Annotated in this window: 25 protein-coding genes; 6 read left to right on the top strand and 19 right to left on the bottom strand. The window is 56.1% G+C overall.

Features of this window, described 5'->3' with window-relative positions; all coding sequences use genetic code 11:
• Positions 1-75: 75 nt before the first annotated feature.
• A complete protein-coding gene (locus ACOTXI_RS19060) occupies positions 76-963 on the top strand; it encodes a LysR family transcriptional regulator (protein ID WP_008503392.1) in 888 nt (295 codons plus the stop codon).
• 81 nt (positions 964-1044) lie between these two features.
• Here the strand turns inward: ACOTXI_RS19060 and ACOTXI_RS19055 are convergent, their stop codons facing one another.
• The 4 genes from ACOTXI_RS19055 to soxR all read right to left on the bottom strand — a co-directional run bounded on the left by ACOTXI_RS19055 (position 1045) and on the right by soxR (position 5978).
• Positions 1045-2691: a Na+/H+ antiporter gene (locus tag ACOTXI_RS19055; RefSeq protein ID WP_008503391.1), complete on the bottom strand. Its 1647-nt coding sequence runs from the start codon at positions 2689-2691 to the stop codon at positions 1045-1047.
• Positions 2692-2841: 150 nt separating this feature from the next.
• Positions 2842-4191 carry a guanine/hypoxanthine transporter GhxP gene (gene ghxP / locus ACOTXI_RS19050; protein WP_008503390.1) on the bottom strand — a complete coding sequence of 450 codons (1350 nt, stop codon included), beginning with the start codon at positions 4189-4191 and terminating at the stop codon, positions 2842-2844.
• A 294-nt stretch (positions 4192-4485) separates the two neighbouring features.
• Entirely contained in the window at positions 4486-5157 is a 672-nt protein-coding gene (locus ACOTXI_RS19045; RefSeq protein ID WP_008503389.1) for a glutathione S-transferase family protein, read from the bottom strand.
• 362 nt (positions 5158-5519) lie between these two features.
• On the bottom strand, positions 5520-5978 hold the full coding sequence (gene soxR, locus ACOTXI_RS19040; RefSeq protein ID WP_008503388.1) for a redox-sensitive transcriptional activator SoxR: 459 nt from the start codon (positions 5976-5978) through the stop codon (positions 5520-5522).
• 98 nt (positions 5979-6076) lie between these two features.
• Between soxR and soxS the strand changes: the two genes are divergently transcribed.
• Entirely contained in the window at positions 6077-6403 is a 327-nt protein-coding gene (soxS, locus tag ACOTXI_RS19035; protein ID WP_008503387.1) for a superoxide response transcriptional regulator SoxS, read from the top strand.
• A 6-nt stretch (positions 6404-6409) separates the two neighbouring features.
• Here the strand turns inward: soxS and ACOTXI_RS19030 are convergent, their stop codons facing one another.
• Positions 6410-7975 carry an EAL domain-containing protein gene (locus ACOTXI_RS19030; protein WP_023293514.1) on the bottom strand — a complete coding sequence of 522 codons (1566 nt, stop codon included), beginning with the start codon at positions 7973-7975 and terminating at the stop codon, positions 6410-6412.
• A 635-nt stretch (positions 7976-8610) separates the two neighbouring features.
• Here ACOTXI_RS19030 and ACOTXI_RS19025 point away from each other — a divergent pair.
• Positions 8611-8892, top strand: coding sequence for a YjcB family protein (locus ACOTXI_RS19025; RefSeq protein ID WP_008503385.1), 282 nt, complete (start codon positions 8611-8613; stop codon positions 8890-8892).
• 62 nt (positions 8893-8954) lie between these two features.
• Here the strand turns inward: ACOTXI_RS19025 and ssb1 are convergent, their stop codons facing one another.
• Entirely contained in the window at positions 8955-9479 is a 525-nt protein-coding gene (gene ssb1, locus ACOTXI_RS19020) for a single-stranded DNA-binding protein SSB1 (protein ID WP_008503384.1), read from the bottom strand.
• Between the two features lie 251 nt (positions 9480-9730).
• Between ssb1 and uvrA the strand changes: the two genes are divergently transcribed.
• Positions 9731-12553, top strand: coding sequence for an excinuclease ABC subunit UvrA (uvrA, locus tag ACOTXI_RS19015; RefSeq protein WP_008503383.1), 2823 nt, complete (start codon positions 9731-9733; stop codon positions 12551-12553).
• 3 nt (positions 12554-12556) lie between these two features.
• Here uvrA and ACOTXI_RS19010 read toward each other — a convergent pair whose 3' ends face one another.
• The 8 genes from ACOTXI_RS19010 to dnaB all read right to left on the bottom strand — a co-directional run bounded on the left by ACOTXI_RS19010 (position 12557) and on the right by dnaB (position 19780).
• Entirely contained in the window at positions 12557-12910 is a 354-nt protein-coding gene (locus ACOTXI_RS19010; protein WP_008503382.1) for an MmcQ/YjbR family DNA-binding protein, read from the bottom strand.
• Between the two features lie 2 nt (positions 12911-12912).
• Positions 12913-13329: a secondary thiamine-phosphate synthase enzyme YjbQ gene (locus ACOTXI_RS19005; RefSeq protein ID WP_008503381.1), complete on the bottom strand. Its 417-nt coding sequence runs from the start codon at positions 13327-13329 to the stop codon at positions 12913-12915.
• A 113-nt stretch (positions 13330-13442) separates the two neighbouring features.
• The gene (aphA, locus tag ACOTXI_RS19000) at positions 13443-14156 is read right to left on the bottom strand and encodes an acid phosphatase AphA (RefSeq protein ID WP_008503380.1); all 714 of its coding nucleotides are present in this window, start codon (positions 14154-14156) and stop codon (positions 13443-13445) included.
• Between the two features lie 259 nt (positions 14157-14415).
• The gene (gene tyrB, locus ACOTXI_RS18995; RefSeq protein WP_008503379.1) at positions 14416-15609 is read right to left on the bottom strand and encodes an aromatic amino acid transaminase; all 1194 of its coding nucleotides are present in this window, start codon (positions 15607-15609) and stop codon (positions 14416-14418) included.
• A gap of 75 nt (positions 15610-15684) precedes the next feature.
• Positions 15685-16695 carry an AAA family ATPase gene (locus ACOTXI_RS18990; RefSeq protein ID WP_008503378.1) on the bottom strand — a complete coding sequence of 337 codons (1011 nt, stop codon included), beginning with the start codon at positions 16693-16695 and terminating at the stop codon, positions 15685-15687.
• The gene (gene pnuC / locus ACOTXI_RS18985; protein WP_008503377.1) at positions 16692-17249 is read right to left on the bottom strand and encodes a nicotinamide riboside transporter PnuC; all 558 of its coding nucleotides are present in this window, start codon (positions 17247-17249) and stop codon (positions 16692-16694) included. The genes ACOTXI_RS18990 and pnuC overlap by 4 nt, the downstream gene beginning before the upstream one ends.
• 22 nt (positions 17250-17271) lie before the next feature.
• A complete protein-coding gene (alr, locus tag ACOTXI_RS18980) occupies positions 17272-18351 on the bottom strand; it encodes an alanine racemase (protein ID WP_008503376.1) in 1080 nt (359 codons plus the stop codon).
• A gap of 16 nt (positions 18352-18367) precedes the next feature.
• A complete protein-coding gene (gene dnaB / locus ACOTXI_RS18975; RefSeq protein ID WP_008503375.1) occupies positions 18368-19780 on the bottom strand; it encodes a replicative DNA helicase in 1413 nt (470 codons plus the stop codon).
• A 60-nt stretch (positions 19781-19840) separates the two neighbouring features.
• Between dnaB and ACOTXI_RS18970 the strand changes: the two genes are divergently transcribed.
• On the top strand, positions 19841-20824 hold the full coding sequence (locus ACOTXI_RS18970; RefSeq protein WP_058653806.1) for a quinone oxidoreductase: 984 nt from the start codon (positions 19841-19843) through the stop codon (positions 20822-20824).
• A 184-nt stretch (positions 20825-21008) separates the two neighbouring features.
• Here the strand turns inward: ACOTXI_RS18970 and pspG are convergent, their stop codons facing one another.
• The 4 genes from pspG to ACOTXI_RS18950 all read right to left on the bottom strand — a co-directional run bounded on the left by pspG (position 21009) and on the right by ACOTXI_RS18950 (position 24437).
• On the bottom strand, positions 21009-21251 hold the full coding sequence (gene pspG, locus ACOTXI_RS18965) for an envelope stress response protein PspG (protein ID WP_008503373.1): 243 nt from the start codon (positions 21249-21251) through the stop codon (positions 21009-21011).
• A 136-nt stretch (positions 21252-21387) separates the two neighbouring features.
• Complete coding sequence (gene dusA, locus ACOTXI_RS18960; protein ID WP_032623124.1) at positions 21388-22383, bottom strand: tRNA dihydrouridine(20/20a) synthase DusA; 996 nt, start codon at positions 22381-22383, stop codon at positions 21388-21390.
• 82 nt (positions 22384-22465) lie between these two features.
• Positions 22466-23776 carry a conjugal transfer protein TraF gene (locus ACOTXI_RS18955; RefSeq protein WP_021242754.1) on the bottom strand — a complete coding sequence of 437 codons (1311 nt, stop codon included), beginning with the start codon at positions 23774-23776 and terminating at the stop codon, positions 22466-22468.
• Between the two features lie 172 nt (positions 23777-23948).
• On the bottom strand, positions 23949-24437 hold the full coding sequence (locus ACOTXI_RS18950; protein ID WP_021242753.1) for a cupin domain-containing protein: 489 nt from the start codon (positions 24435-24437) through the stop codon (positions 23949-23951).
• 115 nt (positions 24438-24552) lie between these two features.
• On the opposite strand from ACOTXI_RS18950, the gene zur reads away from it, so the two are divergent.
• A complete protein-coding gene (gene zur, locus ACOTXI_RS18945; protein ID WP_008503369.1) occupies positions 24553-25065 on the top strand; it encodes a zinc uptake transcriptional repressor Zur in 513 nt (170 codons plus the stop codon).
• 69 nt (positions 25066-25134) lie between these two features.
• Here the strand turns inward: zur and ACOTXI_RS18940 are convergent, their stop codons facing one another.
• The gene (locus ACOTXI_RS18940; RefSeq protein ID WP_014830284.1) at positions 25135-25344 is read right to left on the bottom strand and encodes a CsbD family protein; all 210 of its coding nucleotides are present in this window, start codon (positions 25342-25344) and stop codon (positions 25135-25137) included.
• Positions 25345-25411: the final 67 nt, after the last annotated feature.

Raw genomic sequence — 25411 nt, 5'->3', positions numbered from 1 at the left:
GCGCCAGTATAGTGAGCGCACGGTATGGACTGAAATGAATTAAAATCATCACAGGTATAGTTTCGAGGAATAATCATGGACATAAGAACGCTGCGCTATTTTGTCGAAGTGGTTCGCCAGCAAAGTTTTACCCGCGCAGCGGAGAAGTTATTTGTTACCCAGCCCACCATCAGCAAGATGCTGAAAAACCTCGAAGATGAACTGAACTGTACCCTGCTGATCCGCGACGGGCGCAAGCTGCTGCTGACCGACACCGGACGCGTGGTGTTCGAACGCGGGCTGGCCATTCTGGCGGAGTTCCGCCAGCTGGAAGCGGAGCTGGACGATATTAATCATCTGACCAAAGGGGTGCTTCGCCTCGGCATTCCACCGATGGTGGGGATGATGATGGCCGGGCCGATCGGCCTGTTTCGCCAGCGCTATCCTGGCGTAGAGCTGAAGATTTCGGAGTTTGGTGGCTTAACCGTCCAGCAGGCCGTCACTAACGGCGAGCTCGACGTGGCCATGACCGCCCTCCCCGTTGAGGAAGAGAGCGGCCTGGCGACGCTTCCGCTTTTTAGCCACCCGCTGTGCGTGCTGGTTCCCCGCTCCGGCGACTGGCTGAAAAGGGACGCGGTGAAGCCTGAGCTGCTCGGCGAACACCCTCTGCTGATCTACAACGAAGACTTCGCTCTTAGCCGCCAGCTAATGACGCTGTTTAACCAACATAACGTCAAGCCGCGCATCGCGGTGCGCAGCGGTCAGTGGGATTTCCTGGCCGCGATGGTGCAGGCGGGCGTGGGGATTGCCATTCTGCCGCAGCCGATTTGCGAGCATCTGGACAAAAACACGCTGCGCTGGATCCCGCTGGAGAGCGATCTGCACTGGCAGTTAGGGATGATCTGGCGTGAAGGGGTCTATTTGTCGCAGAGCGCGCAGGCGTGGCTGCAGTGTTGTGAGGGGTTTTGGGTGCGGTCTGAATAGTGCCGGGTGGCGCTGCGCTTACCGGGCCTACGTTCGAACCGTAGGCCGGGTAAGGCGAAGCCGCCACCCGGCAAAACAGCGCTACTGATTCTCTATCAACAGCGCTTCCAGCAGGTCCAGATCGTGCAGCAGCTTTTGCAGCGTCTCGTTGCTGATCTGGCGCGTGGCGCGCAGGTGATACAGTTCGGCACGCTCTGAGCGCAGCGCGGCCAGACGGAACCGGCGTTCCAGGTTCTCCTCCTGCAGCGAGCTTTCCACATCGTTACGCCCGTCCGCGCGGCGACGCAGGTTACCAATTACGCGGGAACTCACCTCCGTCAGCAGCTGATTGTCGATGTTCTCTTCCGCATCCGCGGCCAGGCGCTCTTCCATTTTCTGGATGGCGACAATCGCCACTTCGGCGGTGGCCGCACGCGCAATACGCTCTTCCTTGTGCTGCTGGGTCGAATCGCCAACATCAATATGCTGGAGCAAAATCGGCAGCATAATCACGCCGACGAACAGGGAGAACAAAATCACCCCCGCCGCCAGGAACACCAGTTCGTAACGCGCCGGGAAGACATCGCCCGTCGGCAGCAGCAGCGGAATGGAGAGCACACCGGCGAGGGTTATCGCCCCGCGTACGCCCGCAAAAGAGGCAATCAGCAGCTCACGCGTTGTCCACGAGCCGAACTCCATCGGTTTTTTCTTCAGGAAGCGGACGCTGAAGTTTTTCATCGTCCACAGCCAGCCGAAACGCACCAGCATCAGCGCCAGGTAGATCAGCACGATGTCGGTAAACAGCATCCAGACCTCAACGTTCGGATCGGCCTCCGCCGCCACCAGCGAGGATTCCATAATGCCCGGCAGCTGCAGGCCCAATAGCAGGAATACCATGCCGTTAAAGACAAACTCCAGCATCGCCCAGGTGCTGTTAGCACGCAGGCGCATCGCCAGCGGCGCGCGGCGCATCACGCCGGAGCGGGTGATGGTCATCCCTGCCGCGACCGCGGCCAGAATGCCCGACACGCCGATATGTTCGGCAATCAGATAAGAGGCGAACGGCAGCAGGAACAGCAGCACGATCTGCGTCGCGGGTTCATCGCCGCCCCAGCGGCTGAGGAAGCGCAATGAGCGGCCGTACAGCCAGCTCACCACGAAGCCCGCGAGAATACCGCCGATGGCTACCTTAAAGAACTCCAGCGTCGCGCCGCCGACGGTAAAGACCATCGTGCCCATCGCAACGGCCACGGCAAACTTCAGGGCAACCAGGCCGGAGGCGTCATTCATCAGCGCCTCACCCTGTAAAATCCCCATGATTTTCTTCGGAATGCGGCCTTCGCCCACAATGCCGGACAGCGCCACGGCATCGGTTGGCGACAGCACGGCGGCCAGCGCAAAGGCAGGAATTAACGGGATACCCGGTACCGTCCAGTAGATCAGGAAACCAATCCCGACGACGGTGACCACCACCAGCGCAAGCGCCAGGCCGAAGATCTCTCGCCCGTGCTCAAGGAACTCGCGCGTGGGCGTTTTCCAGCCATCGGCAAACAGCAGTGGCGGGATGAACAGCACGAGGAACAGTTCGGGGTCAAATTCCACGTGCAGGCCAAACGTTGGCCACGCCAGCAGCGCGCCGATGGCAATTTGCATTAATGGCAGGGGGACCTGAAAGGGCAGTACGCGTGTAACCACCCCGGATAGCGAGACCACAAGGGTCATGATGAGTATTGTGAAGAAGATTTCCATGCGTTCCCTGTTTGCTGTGTTGCTTATGTACTCCGGAAGGCGTCGTGCCTTTTATTCTATCTTCCCCAGAGTAACGCAAAAGGCAACAGGATGAGTCCTGAAAATAAAAACGGGCGGCCTGAGCCACCCGTTTTCGCATCAAAGGACAACTCAGATTGCCCAGCCGCCCGCGTAAAACGCCACCAGCGCAACGGCAATCACAACGGTGCCAACGTTCAGCTTGCGCCATTCACCGGAGACCAGACGACCAATCACCAGCGACGCGAAGCCGATCATAATGCCGGTCACGATGTTACAGGTCAGTACGATGAAGACCGCGGTAATCAGGCCAGACATCGCGTCAACGAAATCCGCAAAGTCGATTTTCGCCACGTTGCTCAGCATCAGCAGGCCAACGTACATCAGCGCTGGCGCGGTCGCGTACGCCGGAACCAGATAGGAGAGCGGGGAGAGGAACAGGATCAGCATGAACAGCACGCCCACGGTGATCGCCGTCAGGCCGGTTTTACCGCCCGCCGCCGTACCCGCTGCGGACTCGATGTACACCGCCGCAGGCGCTGCGCCCACCAGGCCCGAGAAGACGCTGCTCAGGGAGTCCGTAGTCAGCGCTTTGCCGCCGTCAATAATCTGACCGTCTTTATCCAGCAGGTTCGCCTGACCGGCCACCGCACGAATGGTACCGGTCGCGTCAAACACGGCGGTCATCACCAGCGCCAGCACGCTTGGCAGGATCACCGGGTTGAGCGCGCCAACGATATCCAGGCTGCCAATCAGAGAGTTGCCTTTGTCATCGCTCAGCGACGGCATGGCGAAAATGCCGGAGAAGTGGACGTTCGGATCGAAAATCAGGCCCACAATGGACACGCCGATAATGGTCAGCAGAATGCCGCCCGGGACTTTCAGTTTTTCCAGACCGATAATCACCGCCAGGCCGATCAGCGACATGATCACCGGGAAGCTGGCGAAGTGGCCCAGCGCAACCGGCAGGCCGTCGAGCGGGTTCTTGATAACCAGACCGACGCCATTGGCGGCGATCAGCAGCAGGAACAGGCCGATGCCGATGCCGGTACCGTGCGCCACGCCCTGCGGCAGGTTGCGCAAGATCCAGCTACGGATGCCGGTCGCTGAAATAACGGTAAACAGCACACCCATCAGGAACACGGCGCCAAGCGCAACCGGTACGCTGATGTGCTGGCCCAGCACCAGGCTGAACGCGGTAAACGCGGTCAGGGAGATGGCGCAACCAATCGCCAGCGGCAGGTTCGCCCACAGGCCCATCACGATAGAGCCCACGCCGGCCACAAGGCAGGTCGCCACAAAGACAGCCGCTGGCGGGAAGCCCGCTTTGCCCAGCATACCCGGCACAACGATGACGGAATAAACCATCGCCAGAAACGTTGTCAAACCGGCAACGATTTCCTGGCGCACGGTGCTGCCGCGGGCCGAAATTTTAAACATGGCGTCAAGTGAACCGCCAGTACGCGCAGATGGCGTAGACATAGAAAACATCCCCTGAGAGTTTTTTAGGAAGTCCGTAAGCGAGGTGGAGACGCCACTGCCAGCTAAACGTCAAATCCTTGTGTTGCGTTTGCGACGAAAGGGCGTCACATAAAAAGCAAACGTTTAGCTCCGCGCTTACAAACGGGTGGTCAAATTAAGGCAAACGATTATCTAGCCTAATCCCCGCCCTTTTCAACTGAACTTTATCGTTTTTCGCTAAAATTCCCTTATGACGCTGAAGAAATAAACAGAGGATGCGCAAACGTTATCGTCTATGCGCAATTTGTTTACATTTCAATCCTCACCCGGGATGGATAACGGTCCCCCTTGTGCCAGGGTTCGTTGCCAGCCGGGGCTGTTTTCAACTTTCGTTTTCCATGCCTGACTATGCGGCAGGTTGTCGATACCGCCGCGCGCCAGCAGGGCAAAGATCGGGAAGCTCATTTGAATGTCGGCCATGCTGAGCGAATCCCCGGCAAACCAGCTGTTTTTAGCAAGGTGCGACTCAATAAAGCGCGCATGGGTTTCCAGCTGGCGGTTAAGGTACGCTTTCTGCACCCCCTGCCCAAGCGCTTTGCCCAGGGTTCGGATACCAAACGGCACCGGCGGCTTGCCGAGACTGCTGAAGACCAGCTTCATTAGCAGCAGCGGCATCAGCGATCCTTCCGCGTAGTGCAGCCAGAAGCGATACTGCACCTTATGCGCCGGATCTAAAGGCTTAAGCCGCGACTCGGCATCGTATGTTTCCTGCAGATACTCCAGAATGGCGCCAGACTCCGCGAGGATCAGCCCGTTATCTTCGATGACCGGCGATTTGCCCAGCGGATGCACCTTTTTGAGAGCCTCCGGCGCAAGCATGTTCTTTTCGCGCTGATAGTGAACGATCTCATAAGGCAGACCGAGTTCTTCCAGCGCCCAGATCACGCGGTGCGAGCGCGACTGGTTAAGGTGGTGTACCGTGAGCATGGTTTTCTCCTGTTATTCATACTTTTTAACTATAGAAAATCGAACAACACCGCGAAAAAAATTCGGCTAAAAACCGGTCAGCGACGCTGGCGAAAAAACGGGTCTTGCATAGAATTAAAGTGTCAGCACAATCCGGAACCTCCCCAACCAGCTCGACACGAGGGGTGCTGATGTCGGGGGAAACCCTCCCGTGAACCAGCGGGATAGAGAGAAAGACAAAGACCGGGAAAAACTAAAGCGCCCTTCGTGGCGCTTTAGTTCTTTATTATGCGGGGTTTTGCCGGGTGGCGCTTCGCTTACCCGGCCTACGTTCTCGGTGTTGTAGGCCGGGTAAGGCGCAGCCGCCACCCGGCAAACCGATCTCAATCCTCTTCCAGCAACCGCGCTCCCGTCCCCTGTTCGCCCAGTTTGTCGCCGGGGTTACGCAACGGGCAGTCGCTGCGCGACAGGCAGCCGCAGCCGATACAACCATCCAGCTCATCGCGCAGCGCGACCAGCGTATGGATACGCCTGTCCAGCTCTTCTCGCCACTGGGATGAAAGCTCTTTCCACTCTTTCGGGCTCAGCGTATGCCCTTCCGGCAGCACGCCAAATGCCTCGCCAATGGTAGCCAGGGGAATGCCGATTCGTTGCGCAATTTTGATAATCGCCACGTAGCGGAGCACGTCGCGGGTATAGCGACGCTGGTTGCCGCCGTTGCGGATGCTTTTAATTAACCCTTTGCTTTCATAGAAGTGGAGCGCCGACACCGCAACGCCGCTTCGCTTTGCCACTTCGCCGGGGGTTAACAGCGCTTTAATGCGCGGCAATCTCTTTTCCATAAAACCTCTTTACCTCAAGTTAACCTGAGGAATTATACTCCCCCGCAGAGAAAACGACGAATCAACCGAGAAAGTTGTATCTACAGAGGGGCAACCTTATGTCGCATCAGCAGATTATTCAGACGCTTATTGAATGGATTGACGATCATATCGACCAACCGTTGAACATTGATGTGGTCGCGAAAAAGTCGGGCTATTCGAAATGGTATTTACAGAGAATGTTCCGCACGGTCATGCATCAGACGCTGGGTGAGTACATTCGTCAGCGCAGGCTGCTGCTGGCGGCGCAGGCGCTACGCTCAACGCAGCGGCCGATTTTTGATATCGCGATGGATCTTGGCTATGTGTCGCAACAAACCTTTTCCCGCGTGTTTCGCCGCGAGTTTGACCGCACGCCGAGCGACTATCGCCACCAGTTGAATTAATTACTCTCAGTGCAAAGGTTGCTGCTGCCAGGTCATAAATTCCTGGGGCGGCATCGCTTTCGCGAAGTGCCATCCCTGACAAAACTGGACGCCGCGCTTCAACAGCCAGCTCACCTGCTCTGCCGTCTCGACCCCTTCCGCAATGGTTTTCAGCCGCAGGCTTTGCGCCATCTCGATAATATGCTCGGCGATCAGGTGGCTGGTGCTGTTGGTCGTTAAGGTATCGATAAACGATTTATCGATTTTCAGAATATCGACGTTCAGCGAGTAGAGGTTGTGCAGGTTCGAATAGCCGGTACCGAAATCATCGATCGCCACTTCATACCCCGCCTGACGGAAAGCCTGAATCACCGGCGTGGTTTTAGGCACATCGATAAAACCGCGTTCCGTCACTTCAATTTTGATTTGCTGCGCGCGGACGGCGTAGTGGCGAGCCTTCTCAGAAATCATGGCGATCAGCCGCGAGGAGTGGAAATCCGTGGCCGACAGGTTAATCGAAATATAGAGATGCGGATGCTCGGCCAGGAAATGGCCCAAATCGCTGAACACTTCCTCAACGACGTAATCCGTAATCCGCTCGCTCATCCCCTCATTTTCAGCCAGCGGAATAAACTCAGCCGGGCTCATCACCTGACCGTTAAAACCCGGCCAGCGTAACAACGCCTCCGCGCCGACACACCGGTTGTTCTTAATATCAATAATCGGTTGATAGTGCACGCAAAGCTGGCGTTTGTTCAGCGCCCGGTGCAGTAAACGCCCCGGCGAATTAAGCTCACGATGAGTACGGGACCAGACCAGCAAAATAATAATGCTGCAGATCATGCCCAGCGGCAGCGTTAATGTCGCCTGATGATAAAGCGTTTCATAAAAGCGTTTATTCGATGTCGACACGATGGCCGCAATCGGTCTTTTAGGGGATGTGACGATCGTATAAAAGCGGTTATCTTTTTGAAATACCGATTCCTTATCCCGAATCAGCGAATTTAATAACGAAACGTTGGCTTTCTGACTGACGGAAAAGAAAGCATTGGTTACCGTGTCGTAAACCCCCCACGAGAGAGAATGATCCGCGGACATGACTTCGCTGTATGAAAGTGGATTAACGACCACTACATAATTTCCGCGCTGCATATATGTCATTTTATAGCCAGTATAAAATGGGGTGTCGCGATAATAATAGATAGCGACGTCAGGTTTTCGCGTGTAATTAGCGACGGGTATGGCGTAGGGTTGATCCGGTGTAAAAACGGTCGAACAAAGAAAATTCTGACCTTCAGCGTAAATTAAATCGGCAACAAACAGGCGACCACGAACAACGTTCAACATATATTGACGGTGTCCCGGGGTACAGAGCTCGCCCCGATATTTTTCTGCCTCGTCCCGGGCCAGATCAACCTGTTGTATAACCAGCTCAGTTTTGTCTAAAGCCAGTTCAGCAAATGTCCGTAGCTGGGCGCTTGTTTCAGACACGGCTCTTAGCTGGGCAAACCATAGCGCAAGCATCACCGGCAGCATAACTACCATGATGATCCCTACCACCCTGAGCATCTTGCGCCGCGCGCTACGATTCATTTCCCGCCCTATATCCCTGCATGTTGTACGCCTGTAGTAATGAAGGCCGGATGCTGTGTTAAACAGGTGATTACGTTGCATGAATCATGCGAAGTTAGCAACTGACTTTTCGTATTAAATATCTTAAATTTCGTTATGACGATAATATTTTCCCGTAAGTGAAACTGTAAGTATTCGTTCCGTTTCAATTAAGGAAAATAATTATCCAGCCCTCGAAGGCGGAGGGAAGATAACACAACAGACGATCGTTGATTAAGCCAAACTTCTGGCAGCATGAAAAAAGCGCACCTTTATCATGACGTTTTATGCTATTTACTGTGGGGCATTGTGTGCGTTGATTTATAAATAATCAGTCTTCGCCGCACTATTTTATGATTCGACTGAGCCCCTCTTATAAAAACCGAATTTGAGGTATCACCACTAGCCCGATGGACGTTTCCGGCACGCTGGGGGGCGCCTCCTCGCGCGCCGAAGGCAGGGCCAGCCTGCACACACTCTTTACCTGAGGAATAAAAACCGTTTTTTGATCACACAGACACTGGCGAATAAATCAACAAATGTGATATAGTTCACACATATTCTGTAACGAGAAACACCGTTTCATTCAGGTCGTCTGTTTTGTAGAGGATGGGTTTATGGCAACCATTACTACCAGCATGGTTCTCCTGCGCTGGCCTTTGTTGAGTGCGGTACTGATGTTTTTGGCCAGCACGCTGAACATTCAGTTTCGTAAATCTGACTACGCGGGTCTCGCTGTCATCAGCACCCTGTTGGGGCTGGGTGCAGCATGTTGGTTTGCAACGGGGTTGCTTGGCATTACCCTGCTGGATATCGCCGCCGTCTGGGAAAATATCAAAGTGGTGATGGTTGAAGCGATGAGCCACACGCCACCAGACTGGCCAATGGTGATTACCTGATCCCTTTATGGAATAAAAAAACCCAGACGATGTCTGGGTTTTTTGTTTGAAGGACGCACAAATCAGAACGGAATGTCGTCGTCGAAATCCATTGGCGGTTCGTTAGACGGCGCCGGAGCAGACTGCTGCTGCGGACGAGACTGCGCGCCGCCGCTGAACTGGTTGCCGCCCTGTGGCTGCTGAGGCTGCCCCCAACCGCCCTGCTGCTGGCCGCCACCTGCTGGTGCGCCACCGCCCTGACGGCCACCCAGCATCTGCATGGTGCCGCCGACGTTAACCACGACTTCAGTGGTGTACTTCTCAGCACCGGACTGATCGGTCCATTTGCGGGTACGCAGCTGGCCTTCGATATAGACCTGAGAACCTTTACGCAGATACTCACCGGCCACTTCTGCCAGTTTGCCAAACAGCACAACGCGGTGCCATTCGGTCTGCTCTTTCATCTCACCGGTCGCTTTATCACGCCAGGATTCGGAAGTAGCCAGCGTAATGTTGGCAACTGCGCCACCACTCGGCATGTAGCGTACTTCCGGGTCCTGGCCCAGATTACCGACGAGAATCACCTTGTTTACGCCTCTGCTGGCCATGTTCGTGTCTCCTGAATACGTTTCTTAATAGTGTAAACGCGCGAGTGTACCATTTCCACGCTGCATTTTGATAGCTGCGAGATGGATTCCAGAGTTCTCGTGCGAACATAACATTGTTACACAGTCCGTCAGAAAATGCATTCCAATACTGTATATTCAAACAGGTCAAATTGTGTCATAATTAGCCGTTTCTGACAGCCGTTTGTCCTTCAAACAAACCAGGCAATCCGTGTTCCAACCGGGAAAGGTGAATGGATAAGATCGAAGTTCGGGGCGCCCGCACCCACAATCTCAAGAATATCAACCTCATAATCCCTCGCGACAAACTCATTGTCGTGACCGGGCTTTCGGGGTCTGGCAAATCCTCACTGGCTTTCGACACTCTGTATGCCGAAGGACAGCGTCGTTACGTTGAATCGCTCTCGGCGTACGCGCGTCAGTTCCTGTCGCTGATGGAAAAACCGGATGTCGACCACATTGAAGGGTTGTCTCCTGCTATCTCTATCGAGCAGAAGTCCACGTCGCATAACCCGCGCTCCACGGTCGGTACCATTACTGAAATTCATGACTACCTGCGTCTGCTGTATGCCCGCGTGGGTGAGCCGCGCTGCCCGGACCACGACGTCCCGCTGGCGGCACAGACCGTGAGCCAGATGGTGGATAACGTGCTGTCTCAGCCGGAAGGCAAACGCCTGATGCTGCTGGCGCCAATCATTAAAGAGCGTAAGGGCGAACACACCAAAACGCTGGAGAACCTGGCAAGCCAGGGCTATATCCGCGCCCGTATTGACGGCGAGGTGTGTGACCTGTCCGACCCTCCCAAGCTGGAACTGCAGAAGAAGCACACCATCGAGGTGGTGATTGACCGCTTTAAGGTGCGTGACGATCTCGCCACGCGTCTCGCAGAATCGTTTGAAACGGCGCTGGAGCTCTCCGGCGGCACGGCCGTGGTTTCCGACATGGACGACCCGCAGGCGGAAGAGCTGCTCTTCTCCGCCAACTTTGCCTGCCCGATTTGCGGCTACAGCATGCGCGAGCTGGAACCGCGCCTGTTCTCGTTTAACAACCCGGCGGGCGCCTGCCCGACGTGTGACGGTCTGGGCGTCCAGCAGTATTTCGACCCGGACCGCGTGATCCAGAATCCGGAGCTGTCGCTGGCGGGTGGCGCCATTCGCGGCTGGGACAAGCGTAACTTCTATTACTTCCAGATGCTGAAGTCGCTGGCGGAGCACTACAAGTTTGACGTGGAAGCGCCGTGGGCGAGCCTGAGCCCGAACGTACACAAAGTGATCCTGTTCGGTTCTGGCAAAGAGAACATCGAGTTCAAGTATATGAACGATCGCGGCGATACCTCCGTGCGTCGCCACCCGTTCGAAGGGGTGCTGCACAATATGGAGCGCCGCTACAAAGAGACCGAATCCAGCGCGGTGCGCGAGGAGCTGGCGAAGTTCATCAGCAACCGCTCCTGCGCCACCTGCGAGGGCACGCGCCTGCGTCGCGAAGCGCGCCACGTGTTTGTGGAAAATACGGCGCTGCCGACCATCTCAGACATGAGCATCGGCCACGCGATGGACTTCTTCAATAACCTGAAGCTCTCCGGCCAGCGCGCCAAAATTGCCGAAAAAGTCTTGAAAGAGATTGGCGATCGCCTGAAGTTCCTGGTGAACGTCGGACTGAACTACCTGACGCTTTCACGCTCGGCAGAAACGCTCTCCGGCGGTGAAGCCCAGCGTATTCGTCTGGCGAGCCAGATTGGTGCGGGCCTGGTGGGCGTGATGTACGTGCTCGATGAGCCGTCCATCGGCCTGCACCAGCGCGATAACGAACGTCTGCTCGGCACCCTGGTTCACCTGCGTAACCTCGGTAACACGGTGATCGTGGTGGAGCACGACGAAGACGCGATCCGCGCCGCAGACCACGTGATCGACATCGGCCCGGGCGCTGGCGTGCACGGCGGCCAGGTGGTGGCGGAAGGCACGCTGAAGGACATTATGGCGGTGCCCGAGTCGCTGACCGGCCAGTACATGAGCGGCAAGCGCAAGATTGAAGTACCAAAACAGCGCGTGGCGGCGAACCCGGAAAAAGTGCTGAAGCTGACCGGCGCGCGCGGCAACAACCTGAAAGACGTTACCCTGACGCTGCCGGTGGGCCTGTTTACCTGCATTACCGGCGTGTCCGGTTCCGGTAAGTCGACGCTGATCAACGATACGCTGTTCCCGATTGCTCAGACGGCGCTGAACGGCGCGACGCTGGCCGAACCGGCACCGTACCGTGACATCCAGGGGCTGGAGCATTTCGATAAGGTTATCGACATCGACCAGAGCCCGATTGGCCGTACGCCGCGCTCTAACCCGGCAACCTATACCGGTGTTTTCACGCCCGTACGTGAACTTTTTGCCGGTGTGCCGGAAGCGCGTTCACGCGGCTACACGCCGGGACGTTTCAGCTTTAACGTGCGCGGCGGTCGCTGTGAAGCGTGCCAGGGCGACGGCGTGATCAAGGTTGAGATGCACTTCCTGCCGGATATCTACGTGCCGTGCGACCAGTGCAAAGGCAAGCGCTATAACCGCGAAACGCTGGAGATTAAGTACAAGGGCAAGACCATCCACGAAGTGCTGGATATGACCATCGAAGAGGCGCGCGAGTTCTTTGACGCCGTTCCCGCGCTGGCGCGTAAGCTGCAGACGCTGATGGACGTCGGCCTGACCTATATTCGTCTGGGGCAGTCCGCCACAACGCTGTCCGGCGGTGAAGCGCAGCGCGTGAAGCTGGCGCGCGAGCTGTCAAAACGCGGTACCGGCCAGACGCTGTATATCCTGGATGAGCCGACCACCGGTCTGCACTTTGCCGACATCCAGCAGCTGCTGGACGTGCTGCATCAGCTGCGCGATCAGGGCAACACCATCGTGGTCATCGAACATAACCTGGACGTGATTAAAACCGCGGACTGGATTGTCGATCTTGGCCCGGAAGGCGGCAGCGGCGGCGGTGAAATCCTCGTCTCCGGTACGCCAGAGACCGTTGCAGAGTGCGAAGCCTCGCACACCGCGCGCTTCCTTAAACCGTTGCTGTAATTGTCACACGGAGAGTTGCTGTCGGGTCGTTTCCGGCAGCAGCTCAACCGCCTGCTGATAGGACGCGTCCACCAGGTAGTAAATTTGCGAGCCTGGAATCGATCCATCCAGATAGACGGTGCTCCAGTGCGCCTTATTGAGGTGCTGGCTCGGCCTCACGTCATCATGCTGCTGACGCAGTAAATCCGCCAGTTCAGGGCTGGTTTTCAGCGACGCCGCCGGACGGCCCTCCACCTCTTTCACCATCGCAAACAGCACATCCCCCACCTTAACCTGCGTGGCTTTCCAGTCGCTATGGACGCTCTGCTCCGCGCCGGGCTTGCTCATGCAGTACTGAAGTATCTCCGAAATTGTCATCTTTATTCCCCTTGTAGCGTGGCGATAATTTTACGCGAACCACCGTGAATGCGATGCTCTCCCAGCCAGATCCCCTGCCACGTGCCCAACAGCAGCCGTCCGTTGTGGACCGGCAGCATCAGCGATACACCCAGCAGGGAAGATTTGATATGCGAAGGCATATCGTCCGCCCCCTCATAGTCATGCTCGTAGGGCGCGTTGTCCGGGACGCTCTTCAGAAAATGACGCTCCATGTCAGACCGGACGGTGGGATCGCAATTTTCATTCAGCGTGAGAGAGGCTGACGTGTGCTGAAGCAGCAGATGCAGCAAACCCGTTTTGACCCGCGACAGGTCGCGGAGCTGCCCGATGACTTCATCCGTCACCAGGTGAAAACCGCGTGGTTTAGCGCTTAAGGTCAGGGTCTGTTGGTACCACATCTGCTGCTCCGTAATGAAAGATGAATCTTTCTAAGTGTGCAGCAAGAAGGCGAAAGGTAAAACCCGCAGCAGCGAGATTTGATTAAAAAAGAGTCAAACTCGCTGCTAGCGGCTTAATACTCCGAGTTGACGATCACCTCTTCACCAAACTTTCCGGCCATCGGCAGCGGTCGATAGGTCGAGTTAGACGCGCGTAACACCCTGATCCCTCTGGCACCTGCATCCTGCGCGGCGGTAATGTCATTATCCGAATCGCCATAAAACACTTTGATGTTTTTCTTTTCCAGCCACTGGATTTTGGTGTTTTGCCCCTCTTTGTCACCCGCAAAAATGACCGGATTCATATTGGCAACCGGGATCTGGAAATCGTCCTGCAGTGTTCTGGAGACGGTTTCCGTTTTGGTCTGGCTACGGCCGGTAACGAAGTAAATGCTGTCACCGCGCTTAACGTGCATAGCAATAAGCGCCCGGGCGACCTCTTTCGGGATGCTGTACTCGTCCCAGCCGTTATTCATTTTTTCCCAGAACTCCGGATTCTTTAGATACGCTTCGCTGTCCGGTGAATACATTTTTTTGCCGCGCCAGAAGCCAGGGCTTGAGAACAGCACGGTATCGTCAATGTCGAAGCCCACGGCCATTGGCGCGCGTCCCATCAGGCTGTTTTCGATTTGGGCCACGGAGACCCAGTGAATGGGCGCCTGTTCGGCAAGCATGGCGGCGGTGGTGCCGGTGTAAAGCGGCGTCGGTGCCGAGGCACGTGCGACGACGGCGCTATTAAGTGAGAACAATAAGCAGGCGGCGCTGAGCGCCAGTGTGATCTTGCGCATGTTTTCCCCTGAATATTCAGCTTGTTATCGTTTTATTTTGAGTGAATGGTCAAAAAACTATCCGACCTTAACCCCAGCGGGAGGTGAAGGGAAGGAGTTTTTGCTTATGAAGCGGAATAAAAAGAAGACGATCACAAAGTGTGGATGAGTGATGTAGGCCCGGTAAGGCGCAGCCGCCACCGGGCAAGATTTTCTGCGGCCTGATGCCCTCACCCCAGCCCTCTCCCACAGGGAGAGGGAGATAAAAAGTAGTGAGTACTTACATCACAGCTGCAAACGCCTGCGCCACGCGGTGAACGTTGCTGGCATTCAGGCCCGCCACGCACATACGGCCGCTGGCGATCAGGTAGACACCGAACTCTTCGCGCAGGCGATCGACCTGCGCCGCGCTCAGTCCGGTATAGCTGAACATCCCGCGCTGCTTGAGCAGATAATCAAAGTTATGCCCTGGCACAGCCTCTTTCAGGACGTTAACCAGCGCCTGACGCATCGACAGGATGCGCTTACGCATCGCTTCCACTTCGGCAAGCCAGGATGCTTTCAGCGTTTCGTCACCGAGAACCGTCGCCACCACCTGAGCACCAAAGTTTGGCGGGCTGGAGTAGATACGGCGCACCGTCGCTTTCAGCTGGCCCAGCACGCGGCCCGCCGCTTCGGCGTCTTCACACACCACGGACAGGCCACCAACGCGTTCACCGTACAGGGAGAAGATCTTAGAGAAGGAGTTACTCACCAGTACAGGCAGCCCGGCGCTGGCAGCGGCACGGATGGCATAGGCGTCTTCTTCCATACCCGCGCCAAAGCCCTGGTAGGCAATGTCGAGGAACGGGATCAGGTCGCGGGTCTTCAGCACCTCGATCACCGCATCCCACTGGGCATTGGTGAGATCCGCCCCGGTTGGGTTATGGCAGCATGGGTGCAGCAGCACAATACTGCGCGCTGGCAGCGTGTTCAGCTTTTCCAGCAGCGCGTCAACGCGCACGCCGTTCGTTTCGCTGTCGAACCACGGATAGGTCGCCACCTTAAAGCCCGCGCCCTCGAAGATCGCAACGTGGTTTTCCCACGTCGGGTCGCTGACCCACACGCCTGAATCCGGGAAATATTTTTTCAGGAAGTCTGCACCGACTTTCAGCGCACCCGAGCCGCCCAGCGTCTGGATAGTCGCCACGCGTTTTTGCGCGAGCACTGCGTGATCGGCGCCGAACAGCAGCGGTGCAATGGTGTTGCGATAAGCGTTTAGCCCTTCCATCGGCAGATAAAGAGACGCGCCGTGTGGAACCGCGTTCAGACGCGCTTCGGCTTCGGCAACGGCTTTTAATTGAGGAATAATGCCATCCTCGTTGTAATACAGACCGATGCTGAGGTTCACTTTGTCGCTGCGAGGATCTTCTTTGAAACGCTCCATTAAGGAGAGGATAGGGTCGCCGGCATAGGCGTCAACTTTCTGAAACACGCGATGGTTCTCCGGAATTCGATGAGGCAGGGATTTCAACAATAAACCGGAAGCAGATGAAGGTCGAGAGCGATATCAGATCGGTCCCTGGATATATCGGCAAATGTGATCGATTCGCTCAGGCAGTGAGCCCCGCACGCGCAGAAAAGGAATATTTCGTGCCGACAGCTCTGCTTCATACCATACTTGCTGTCGATGGCGAAACGCCTCGCCCTGCCGGGTGCCATCCTGCACAAACGGAAATTCATCTCCGCAAAGTACGACCAGTGCATAGTCTCGTTCAGCTAACTCCTTTAACGCCTGCGGCGCGCTGCCAAACTGATCGAGTGCGTAAAACAGGGTCGTTAAAGGTGAGGTATCACAGACCAGATAAGGCGCCGTGCAGGCTAATGCTTCCCGACGTACTTGCTCGCGGGCAATATGCAGCAAATCCTCCCGATCCAGGATACCGTTCTTCGCTTCCCAGTGTTCACGGCCATACTCTGCAACGTACGGAACGTTTAGCGTCTGCGCCAGAGCCTTTGCTAGCGTGCTTTTGCCCGTCGATTCTCCACCTAATAAGCAGATACGAAAAACAAAGCTGCGGTACACCTCTGGGGACATCATCTTACGATAACGATGAACATCAGAACGGATGAGCGTTCCCGAAGGGGCCTCTGGTCCCCGTTGGCGCTGGAGACGCACGTGCGCAACCGGTCGTCCGAAACGCTGGCTCAGGACAGCGGCAAACCCGTCTCCATAGTCTTCGGCAGTAAATACCGCCTCTGGCTGACAGTGCAAAATGTCCTCACACAGCGTTGCAACATAATGCCGGTGAAGATCGTCATCAGCGTCATTCGGTGGCGGTGGCGCAAGGCCATATGCAGCCAACACATGCGGCGAAAGCACGAGGTGGCGACATTGCGGAAAGCGCGTTGTTAACCAGTTAAGCCGCTTTTCAGGTTCGTAACCGCGTATTTCCGGCGACGAATAGCTGATGATACAGACCGTCTCGCACTGCTCAAGTGCCGTATTGATAAGCGCTTCATGGCCTGCATGTAATGGTGCGAATTTGCCTACCACCAGGCCGTTGGCATACAGCGTCATTGCGCACGGATCTCCTTGCGCCACTGATACAGTCCGTGCCACGCATTAAACCAAAACACCAGATATAAACCGGCGGTCAGATACAGTTCTCTCGTCGCGTACAGCGGTACTGCCAGCGTGTTAACGGCAAGCCAGATGTACCAGTTTTCCAGACGCCGTCCCATCAACATAAACTGAGCAAGAATACTGAATGTCAAAATGATGGAGTCCAGCCAGGGGGCCCATGCGTTGGTATAGAGATGCAATATCCACCCGTACGCCGCTGCTACGCTTACGGCGCAGGCTAAAAGCATAAAAAAATGTCCCGGTCTGGTACGACGGACAGACAAGACCTCTCCATGATTGCCTTTAAGCCAATGCAGCCAGCCGGTTATGCTCGTTATGATGAAAAAGAACTGAAGGGTAACGTCAGCATAAAGCTGCACAGAATAGAAGACCCAGGCATAAAGCCCGCTACCGATGATGCCTATCCACCACGTATGGATATTATTTCTGGCGGCCAGCCAGACTGAGAGAGCATAGGCCAGACACGCAGCGATTTCTGAAAGGGACATTATCCTTCCCTGGAATGAAATGTTAGTCGATGTACTTCATCGCCACCCGAGACGTCAGGCGGGTGATAAGTTCGTAAGCACTCACTTTAGTGATTTCAGCAATACGTTCAACGGGTAAACCTTCCCCCCACATCACCACATCGTCGCCGGGTTTATCCTGCGCTTCTGGCCCCAGATCGACGCAAATCATGTCCATCGCCACGCGGCCAACGATCTTCACCTCGCGACCGTTGACCAGCACCGGCGTACCCGTTGGTGCTGCGCGCGGATAGCCGTCGCCGTAGCCCATCGCCACCACGCCGAGACGCGTGTCGCGCTCGCTGGTCCAGGTGCCACCATAGCCCACCGGTTCACCGGCTTTGTGTTCTCGCACGGCAATCAGAGTAGACACCAGAGACATCACCGGCTGGAAACCCATGTCCGGCCCCCAGGGTTTATTCTCCAGCGGCGACACGCCGTAAAGAATGATGCCCGGTCGCGCCCAGTCGAAATGCGACTGCGGCCACAGCAGAATACCGCCGGATGCGGCGATCGAGCGCATCCCCGGCTTGCCTTCGCAGAAGGTATTAAAGATATCCAGCTGTCGCTCGGTCGCACCGCACTCGGGCTCATCGGCACGGGCGAAGTGGCTGACAATATTCACCGGCTGGCGCACGTTTTTGCACCGGCATAAACGCTGATAAAACGCTTCGGCGCTTTCCGGACGCACGCCCAGACGGTGCATGCCCGTATCAAGCTTCATCCACACGGTCACCGGCTCGCTCAGCTCAGCGGTTTCCAGCGCGGCCAGCTGTTCTTCGTTGTGTACCGCCGTGTGCAGATGCTGATCCGCGATAGTTGGCAGATCGGCGGCTTCGAAAAAGCCTTCGAGGAGCAGAATCGGCTGGGTAATCCCCCCCGCGCGCAGGCGGAGGGCTTCTTCAAGACGGGCGACGCCAAAGGCGTCGGCATCGGGGAGCGTTCGCGCGGTCTCAAGAAGACCGTGTCCGTAAGCGTTCGCTTTCACGACTGCAACGAGCTTGCTGGCGGGTGCCAGTTCACGCAGACGTTGCAGGTTGTGTCGCAGAGCGCGGCGGTTAATGACAACAGTTGCCGCTTGCATTTGAATTCCTTAGAAATTACTCATCATCATATTGAGGACCGGCATAGTTGTCGAAACGCGACCACTGGCCGTTAAAGGTCAGACGCACCGTCCCGATCGGGCCGTTACGTTGTTTACCAATAATAATTTCGGCGATCCCTTTCAGGTCGCTGTTCTCGTGATAAACCTCATCACGGTAGATAAACATGATTAAGTCGGCATCCTGCTCGATGGAGCCGGATTCACGCAGGTCGGAGTTGACCGGGCGCTTGTCGGCACGTTGTTCCAGAGAGCGGTTAAGCTGCGACAGCGCCACCACCGGCACGTGCAGTTCTTTGGCTAACGCCTTGAGCGAGCGGGAAATTTCGGCGATCTCCAGCGTACGGTTGTCGGAGAGCGACGGGACGCGCATCAGCTGAAGGTAGTCGATCATGATAAGGCCGATACCGCCGTGTTCGCGGGCGATACGACGCGCGCGGGAACGGACTTCCGTCGGCGTCAGGCCGGAAGAGTCATCAATATAGATGTTACGTTTTTCCAGCAGAATGCCCATGGTGCCGGAGATGCGCGCCCAGTCCTCATCGTCGAGCTGACCGGTACGGATGCGGGTCTGGTCCACGCGCGACAGCGATGCCAGAGAACGCATCATGATCTGCTCGGAGGGCATCTCAAGGCTGAAAATCAGTACCGGCTTATCCTGCAACATCGCCGCATTTTCGACGAGGTTCATCGCAAATGTCGTTTTACCCATCGACGGACGCGCGGCGACGATAATCAAATCCGACGGCTGCAGACCGGCGGTTTTTTTGTTGAGATCGTCATAACCGGTGTTCACCCCGGTCACACCGTCGTGCGGCTGCTGGAACAGCTGTTCGATACGGGCAACGGTGGCGTCGAGGACGTCGGCGATGTTTTTGGGGCCTTCGTCTTTGTTGGCGCGGCTTTCGGCGATTTTGAAGACGCGGGACTCGGCAAGGTCGAGCAGGTCTTCACTGGTGCGACCCTGCGGATCAAAACCCGCTTCGGCGATCTCATTCGCCACCGAGATCATCTCGCGGACAACGGCGCGTTCACGCACGATGTCAGCATAAGCGCTGATGTTCGCCGCACTTGGCGTGTTTTTTGACAGTTCTGCCAGATAGGCAAACCCGCCAACGCTGTCCAGCTGTCCCTGACGCTCCAGCGACTCCGCGAGCGTGATCAGGTCAATCGGGCTACCCGACTCCTGCAGGCGCGCCATTTCGGTAAAGATATGACGGTGCGGACGGGTGTAGAAATCCTCAGACACCACGCGCTCGGCGACGTCGTCCCAGCGCTCGTTATCCAGCATTAAACCGCCCAACACCGACTGTTCCGCTTCAATCGAGTGCGGCGGGACTTTTAACCCTGCGACCTGGAAATCACGCTCGCGAGGTTCAGTCTGTTTGTTGAAGGGTTTGTTTCCTGCCATAGTGAATGGAGTTACCGAGATAAAGAGTGGGTCGAAAGATTACCACATTCTGGAGGAAGCATGGCAACACGTATTGAATTTCACAAGCATGGTGGCCCTGACGTACTCAACGCGGTGGAGTTCACCCCCACCGCGCCTGGCGAAAACGAAGTGCAGGTTGAAAACAAAGCCATCGGCATAAACTACATCGACACCTATATTCGCGGCGGGCTCTACCCGCCTCCGTCGATGCCGAGCGGACTGGGCACCGAGGCGGCCGGCGTCGTCGTCAAAGTGGGCAGCGCGGTTAAGCATATTAAAGAAGGCGACCGCGTGGTGTACGCGCAATCTCCGCTGGGCGCTTACAGCACCGTCCACAACGTCCCGGCGGATAAAGCCGCCCTGCTGCCCAACGCCATCTCCTTTGAGCAGGCGGCGGCCTCCTTTCTGAAAGGGTTAACCGTTTACTACCTGCTGCGCAAAACCTATGAAATTAAACCCGACGAGCAGTTCCTGTTTCATGCCGCGGCGGGTGGCGTCGGGCTCATCGCCTGTCAGTGGGCAAAAGCGCTGGGCGCAAAACTGATCGGCACCGTGGGCAATGCCCAAAAAGCCCAGCGCGCGCTGCAGGCGGGCGCCTGGCAGGTGATTAACTACCGTGAAGAGAGCATTGTCGAACGGCTGAAGGAGATCACCAGCGGCAAAAAGGTGCGCGTGGTGTATGACTCGGTAGGGAAAGACACCTGGGAAGCGTCGCTGGACTGCCTGCAGCGTCGTGGGCTGATGGTGAGCTTCGGGAATGCGTCAGGCGCAGTCACCGGCGTGAATCTGGGCATCCTTAACCAGAAAGGCTCGCTGTACGTCACGCGCCCTTCCCTGCAAGGCTACATCACCAACCGGGAAGAACTTGAGGAAGCCAGCAACGAGCTGTTCTCGCTGATCGCCAGCGGCGTCATTAAGGTGGATGTGGCAGAAGCGCAGAAATACCCGCTAGCCGATGCGCAGCGTGCGCATGAGGTGCTGGAGAGCCGGGCAACGCAGGGGTCGAGTTTATTGATTCCCTGAGCCCCAAAAAGAAATTGGGCTTCCCGTGGGAAGCCCTTTTTTTTTTTAGTTCGGCTGTATGTAGGGTACAGCGCGATGAATTCTTTAACGGCAGTCATAGTGACAGATTCGATAAGTAAATCCTATTCTGTTCTAAGCCAGGCTGCCGGAAAAGTTACAACTCTGTGACGAACCCCTCAATACCTTAGTAACGGAAGCGGTTATTGCGCTGATAACTGGGCACTTTTGGCGATTTAATCGCCCGTATCACCCATACCACCGCCACGGCCAGCAGTAACCACGGCAGCAGTTTGATCGTCAGGGCAAACAATCCGCCAATAAACATGACGACCGTCGCCACCACGATAGCCGCCAGAATGCCAAGCAGCGAAATGCCCGTTGCTAACAGCATGACAAAAAAGCCAATCACAAAAAGTAGTTCCAGCATGGTGCTCTCCCACGAGTTCCCGAATGATGCAGCAAACATTACAAGAATCATGCCAGACATAACGTGTTGTTCTTAAAGCAAAACGCCCCGCGAGAATTCGCAGGGCGTGGTGAATTTGACGAACTTTTAGCGAAAGTTATCGCTTGTCCGCCACCAGGCGCAACGCATGTTCCAGCACCTCAATATCGGCACCGGCTTTATGCGCGTTTTCGCTCAGGTAGCGACGCCACTGACGCGCGCCCGGAATGCCCTGGAACAGCCCAAGCATATGGCGAGTGATATGGCCGAGATACGTACCGTTGCTCAGCTCGCGCTCAATGTAAGGATACATCGCCCGCACGACGGCAACCGGATCGGTGTCTGCACCTTCGATGCCAAAGATTTCGCGATCGACCGTCGCCAGAATGCCCGGGTTCTGATACGCCTCGCGCCCGACCATCACCCCATCCATATGTTCAAGATGCGCTTTGGCCTCTTCCAGCGACTTGATGCCGCCGTTAATGGACATCGTCAGGTGCGGGAAGTCACGCTTCAGCTGATACACGCGCGGGTAGTCCAGCGGCGGGATTTCACGGTTCTCTTTCGGGCTCAGGCCGGAGAGCCAGGCTTTTCGCGCGTGGATGATAAACATCTCGCATTCGCCCTTGCCGGAGACCGTATTGATGAAATCGCACAGGAATTCGTAGCTGTCCTGGTCGTCAATCCCGATACGGGTTTTGACCGTCACCGGAATGGAAACGACGTCGCGCATCGCCTTGATACAGTCCGCCACCAGCTGCGCGTTCCCCATCAGGCAGGCGCCGAACATGCCGTTTTGCACGCGATCGGACGGGCAGCCAACGTTGAGGTTGATCTCGTCGTAGCCGCGCGCTTCAGCCAGCTTCGCGCACTGCGCCAGGGCGGCCGGATCGCTGCCGCCCAATTGCAGGGCAACCGGATGCTCTTCTTCGCTATAGGCCAGATAGTCGCCCTTGCCGTGAATGATTGCGCCTGTGGTCACCATTTCGGTGTACAGCAGCGTATGGCGGGAGAGCTGGCGCAGGAAATAGCGGCAGTGTCTGTCCGTCCAGTCGAGCATCGGCGCAATGGAAAAACGGTGTGCAGGGAAAGCGGTCTGTAATTCTGACGACATGGCGAAGTTTTAAGCATCTGGTGGAAAAGGGGCGCTACTATAGCACAAAGAAAAGCCGGAGGCGCAGCGCCTCCGGTGGACTTTAGAATGTCATGCTCAGCTGAGCCCCTGCGCCCCAGGTTTCGTCTTCACCGTACAGGCCCATCAGGTCAACATGCACGGTGCTAAACGGCGCGAAACCGACACCGCCGGTAAAGACATTGCTGTCGTTACCCTTCACGTCGGCACGATAACCCGCACGCACCGCCAGCCAGCTCAGCGGCGTCACCTCGGCACCGACACCCACGTACTGCGATGTATCTTCGCTCTTGAAGCCTTTGGTTTCGGTCAGATCGCCATCGGCGGTCAGCGTCACCAGGTCGTTGTGCCAGGCAGCACCGGCGGTCACCAGCGGACGGATCTGATAGGTGTCTTTATAGCTCACCACTTCTCCCGTACGGCCGTTGCGAATACGGATGTCTTTGGTGTCGATATCACGCGACATCAGGTTTTGTCCGCTCACGCCCACGGTCCAGTGTTCGCCGAAATCGGCCGCAATACCGGCATCCACGTTGAAGCCCGTATCGTCAGTGCGGTAGCGGCTGTCGTTCCACTTGTTACTGTCGTAATCGTAGATTGACGTGGTGTAGTTATAGACCCAGGTTTTTTGCAGTTTTGGCGTAACCCCCACGGAAACCGGGACGCCACCCAGATCGAACTGACGGGCAACAGCAACACCGTAATCGGAGACTATCGCCGCCCGGCCGGATGCCGTTGAGTTGAGGTTTTTGGTGATCTGATCCGTACCATTCAGCGCAGCGTCCAGCGCGACACCGGCAGCCACGACATTGCTTCGTTGAATACGGCGAAGGTAATCAATATCTTGCTGATCGATAGACGAGCTCACCCGGCCATGGGCATAGCCTTTCGCCATGAAGGCTACCGAAAGGACATCGTTAGGGATACTCACCGCAAGCCCTGCCCCTGCCGTTGCGCGTGCGGTTTTGCCTTTGAGATAGTCCAGCTCATCGGCCAGATCTTTGGCCGCGCCCTGGAATTGATTAATGGAACCTAATGGATTGGTGATAATTTCTCGTGGCGTGAGATTATCAACCACATCCTTGTAGTGATTAATTTTGTCGTTGATGTTATCAATCTCGTCCTGAAGATTGTCTTCATCCGTGATTTGCGCGCCAACCGAAGGCAATATGACCGTCACATCATCGTCCGGCTTTGCCTTTGCCAGCAGCGCGGGGTTGATTAACGCCCCACTACCATAGCTTCCCGAAGCCACGCCGGTGCCACCCATTGCGTCGCTGCGTGATTCTGTCCAGGTATTGGCTGCTCCCGCCTGATTTGCCATAAACAAGGAGACAGCAATGCTAACCACCGAAAATTTAAAATTTTTTTTCACAGTATGCCCGTTATAGTCTGTTATGAAATAACCCCTGTCTGTTATCACCCAAACAGGAACGAACTATTGCTGTGAATAAGTAGTAAAAGACCCGCTATTTCTTTCCCTAAGTAAAACTCCCTTACGGCCTGTTATATTTTGTGACGGCCCTCAATATTTATAGAAGAGGAAATTATTTTTTCCCAGGTTTTCCATCATGCGGCCCAAAAAACTGCGGGGGATGATCTACCCAGCGATCTTCCCGCGTGGCGGCATACACGGGGTTGAGCGGGTAGTAAATGCGGTTGTGCTTCTTGTTGGCCTCGCCAACGACCAGGAGCCGAACCTCATCGTCCGTGTTGTTGATAAAGGTATGACAGATGCCGGTTCCGGCGGGAAAACCTACGCTGTCGCCAGGCTCCAGTTTCCACAAGTGGCCGTTAATCCAGGCTTCGGGGTAGCCTTCGAGCACGTAAACAAACTCTTCTTCGTCGCTCTCCGCATGCGGATAGGACGTTCTGCGCCCAGGCGGCAGGCGCTCATGATGGATGCCAATACGCCCGAGCCCAAGCCTGCGAGCCAGCGGAGCACCAATGGAAAACAGCTCATCGCTGTCGGGGTAGGTCGAGTCATCCGCGCCTTCCACGTCGCGCCAGTGTCGAATGCAGTCAGGTCTTTTCATTCTGGTTCTCCCGGTTTTCGATGGGTCAGGTATAGCACAGACTGGCGGATCTCGGTGTTTTTAGCAGAACATGATAAAGTGAAGGTTTTCCGTCCTATAACATCCGGGGTGCTACATGGATAAGTCCACAAAAGAGCTGTTAGCGCAGGCCGAAAAGCTGTGTGCGCAACGCAATGTGCGCCTGACTCCGCAGCGCCTTGAAGTATTACGTCTGATGAGCCTGCAGCAGGGTGCCATCAGCGCCTACGATCTGCTGGATCTACTCCGCGAAAGCGAGCCGCAGGCAAAGCCGCCGACGGTCTATCGCGCGCTGGATTTCCTGCTTGAACAAGGGTTCGTGCACAAGGTGGAATCCACCAACAGCTATGTGCTATGCCATCTGTTCGATCAGCCCACCCACACATCGGCGATGTTTATCTGTGACCGCTGCGGCGTGGTGAAAGAAGAGGCTGCGGAAGGCGTGGAAGATATTATGCATACGCTGGCAGCGAAAATGGGCTTTGCCCTGCGTCATAACGTGATTGAAGCGCACGGGCTCTGTTCCGCGTGCGTGGAGGTGGAAGCCTGTCGCCATCAGGACGCGTGTCAGCACGACCACTCTATCCTGGTGAAGAAAAAGCCGCGTTAGCGGCAAAAGCAAAGGCGGCTCATGGCCGCCCTCAGGGTGTACTTCCTTGTACTTTCGGGTGTAGCCCGGTTACCAGCGGTAGTCGTTGCGTTTTTCCCAGTCGCCCACTTCTTTTTCCGCCTGGTCTTTTGCGTAGCCATAACGCTCCTGGATTTTACCGACAAGCTGATCGCGTTTACCTTCGATGACGGTCATGTCGTCATCCGTCAGCTTACCCCACTGTTCTTTCGCTTTACCTTTGAACTGCTTCCAGTTGCCGCCGATTTCGTCTTTATTCATCATCGTGTCCTCTTCGTTAAGCGTCGGGTCGTAACGTCCGTTACGTTCTTTTCTGCTGGACGTGATA

Origin of the sequence: Enterobacter cloacae complex sp. BZL2005 (assembly GCF_049238885.1) — a bacterium.
Classification (GTDB): Bacteria; Pseudomonadota; Gammaproteobacteria; order Enterobacterales; family Enterobacteriaceae; genus Enterobacter; species Enterobacter roggenkampii.
This window is presented reverse-complemented; position numbering and strand designations above follow the sequence as displayed.

Excerpts from the sequence above, each read along its gene's own strand:
- ACOTXI_RS19060 (WP_008503392.1), top strand. The coding sequence starts at position 76 with ATGGACATAAGAACGCTGCGCTATTTTGTCGAAGTGGTTCGCCAGCAA.
- ACOTXI_RS19055 (WP_008503391.1), bottom strand. The coding sequence starts at position 2,691 with ATGGAAATCTTCTTCACAATACTCATCATGACCCTTGTGGTCTCGCTA.
- ghxP (WP_008503390.1), bottom strand. The coding sequence starts at position 4,191 with ATGTCTACGCCATCTGCGCGTACTGGCGGTTCACTTGACGCCATGTTT.
- ACOTXI_RS19045 (WP_008503389.1), bottom strand. The coding sequence starts at position 5,157 with ATGCTCACGGTACACCACCTTAACCAGTCGCGCTCGCACCGCGTGATC.
- soxR (WP_008503388.1), bottom strand. The coding sequence starts at position 5,978 with ATGGAAAAGAGATTGCCGCGCATTAAAGCGCTGTTAACCCCCGGCGAA.
- soxS (WP_008503387.1), top strand. The coding sequence starts at position 6,077 with ATGTCGCATCAGCAGATTATTCAGACGCTTATTGAATGGATTGACGAT.
- ACOTXI_RS19030 (WP_023293514.1), bottom strand. The coding sequence starts at position 7,975 with ATGAATCGTAGCGCGCGGCGCAAGATGCTCAGGGTGGTAGGGATCATC.
- ACOTXI_RS19025 (WP_008503385.1), top strand. The coding sequence starts at position 8,611 with ATGGCAACCATTACTACCAGCATGGTTCTCCTGCGCTGGCCTTTGTTG.
- ssb1 (WP_008503384.1), bottom strand. The coding sequence starts at position 9,479 with ATGGCCAGCAGAGGCGTAAACAAGGTGATTCTCGTCGGTAATCTGGGC.
- uvrA (WP_008503383.1), top strand. The coding sequence starts at position 9,731 with ATGGATAAGATCGAAGTTCGGGGCGCCCGCACCCACAATCTCAAGAAT.
- ACOTXI_RS19010 (WP_008503382.1), bottom strand. The coding sequence starts at position 12,910 with ATGACAATTTCGGAGATACTTCAGTACTGCATGAGCAAGCCCGGCGCG.
- ACOTXI_RS19005 (WP_008503381.1), bottom strand. The coding sequence starts at position 13,329 with ATGTGGTACCAACAGACCCTGACCTTAAGCGCTAAACCACGCGGTTTT.
- aphA (WP_008503380.1), bottom strand. The coding sequence starts at position 14,156 with ATGCGCAAGATCACACTGGCGCTCAGCGCCGCCTGCTTATTGTTCTCA.
- ACOTXI_RS18990 (WP_008503378.1), bottom strand. The coding sequence starts at position 16,695 with ATGACGCTGTATGCCAACGGCCTGGTGGTAGGCAAATTCGCACCATTA.
- pnuC (WP_008503377.1), bottom strand. The coding sequence starts at position 17,249 with ATGTCCCTTTCAGAAATCGCTGCGTGTCTGGCCTATGCTCTCTCAGTC.
- alr (WP_008503376.1), bottom strand. The coding sequence starts at position 18,351 with ATGCAAGCGGCAACTGTTGTCATTAACCGCCGCGCTCTGCGACACAAC.
- dnaB (WP_008503375.1), bottom strand. The coding sequence starts at position 19,780 with ATGGCAGGAAACAAACCCTTCAACAAACAGACTGAACCTCGCGAGCGT.
- ACOTXI_RS18970 (WP_058653806.1), top strand. The coding sequence starts at position 19,841 with ATGGCAACACGTATTGAATTTCACAAGCATGGTGGCCCTGACGTACTC.
- pspG (WP_008503373.1), bottom strand. The coding sequence starts at position 21,251 with ATGCTGGAACTACTTTTTGTGATTGGCTTTTTTGTCATGCTGTTAGCA.
- dusA (WP_032623124.1), bottom strand. The coding sequence starts at position 22,383 with ATGTCGTCAGAATTACAGACCGCTTTCCCTGCACACCGTTTTTCCATT.
- ACOTXI_RS18950 (WP_021242753.1), bottom strand. The coding sequence starts at position 24,437 with ATGAAAAGACCTGACTGCATTCGACACTGGCGCGACGTGGAAGGCGCG.
- zur (WP_008503369.1), top strand. The coding sequence starts at position 24,553 with ATGGATAAGTCCACAAAAGAGCTGTTAGCGCAGGCCGAAAAGCTGTGT.
- ACOTXI_RS18940 (WP_014830284.1), bottom strand. The coding sequence starts at position 25,344 with ATGAATAAAGACGAAATCGGCGGCAACTGGAAGCAGTTCAAAGGTAAA.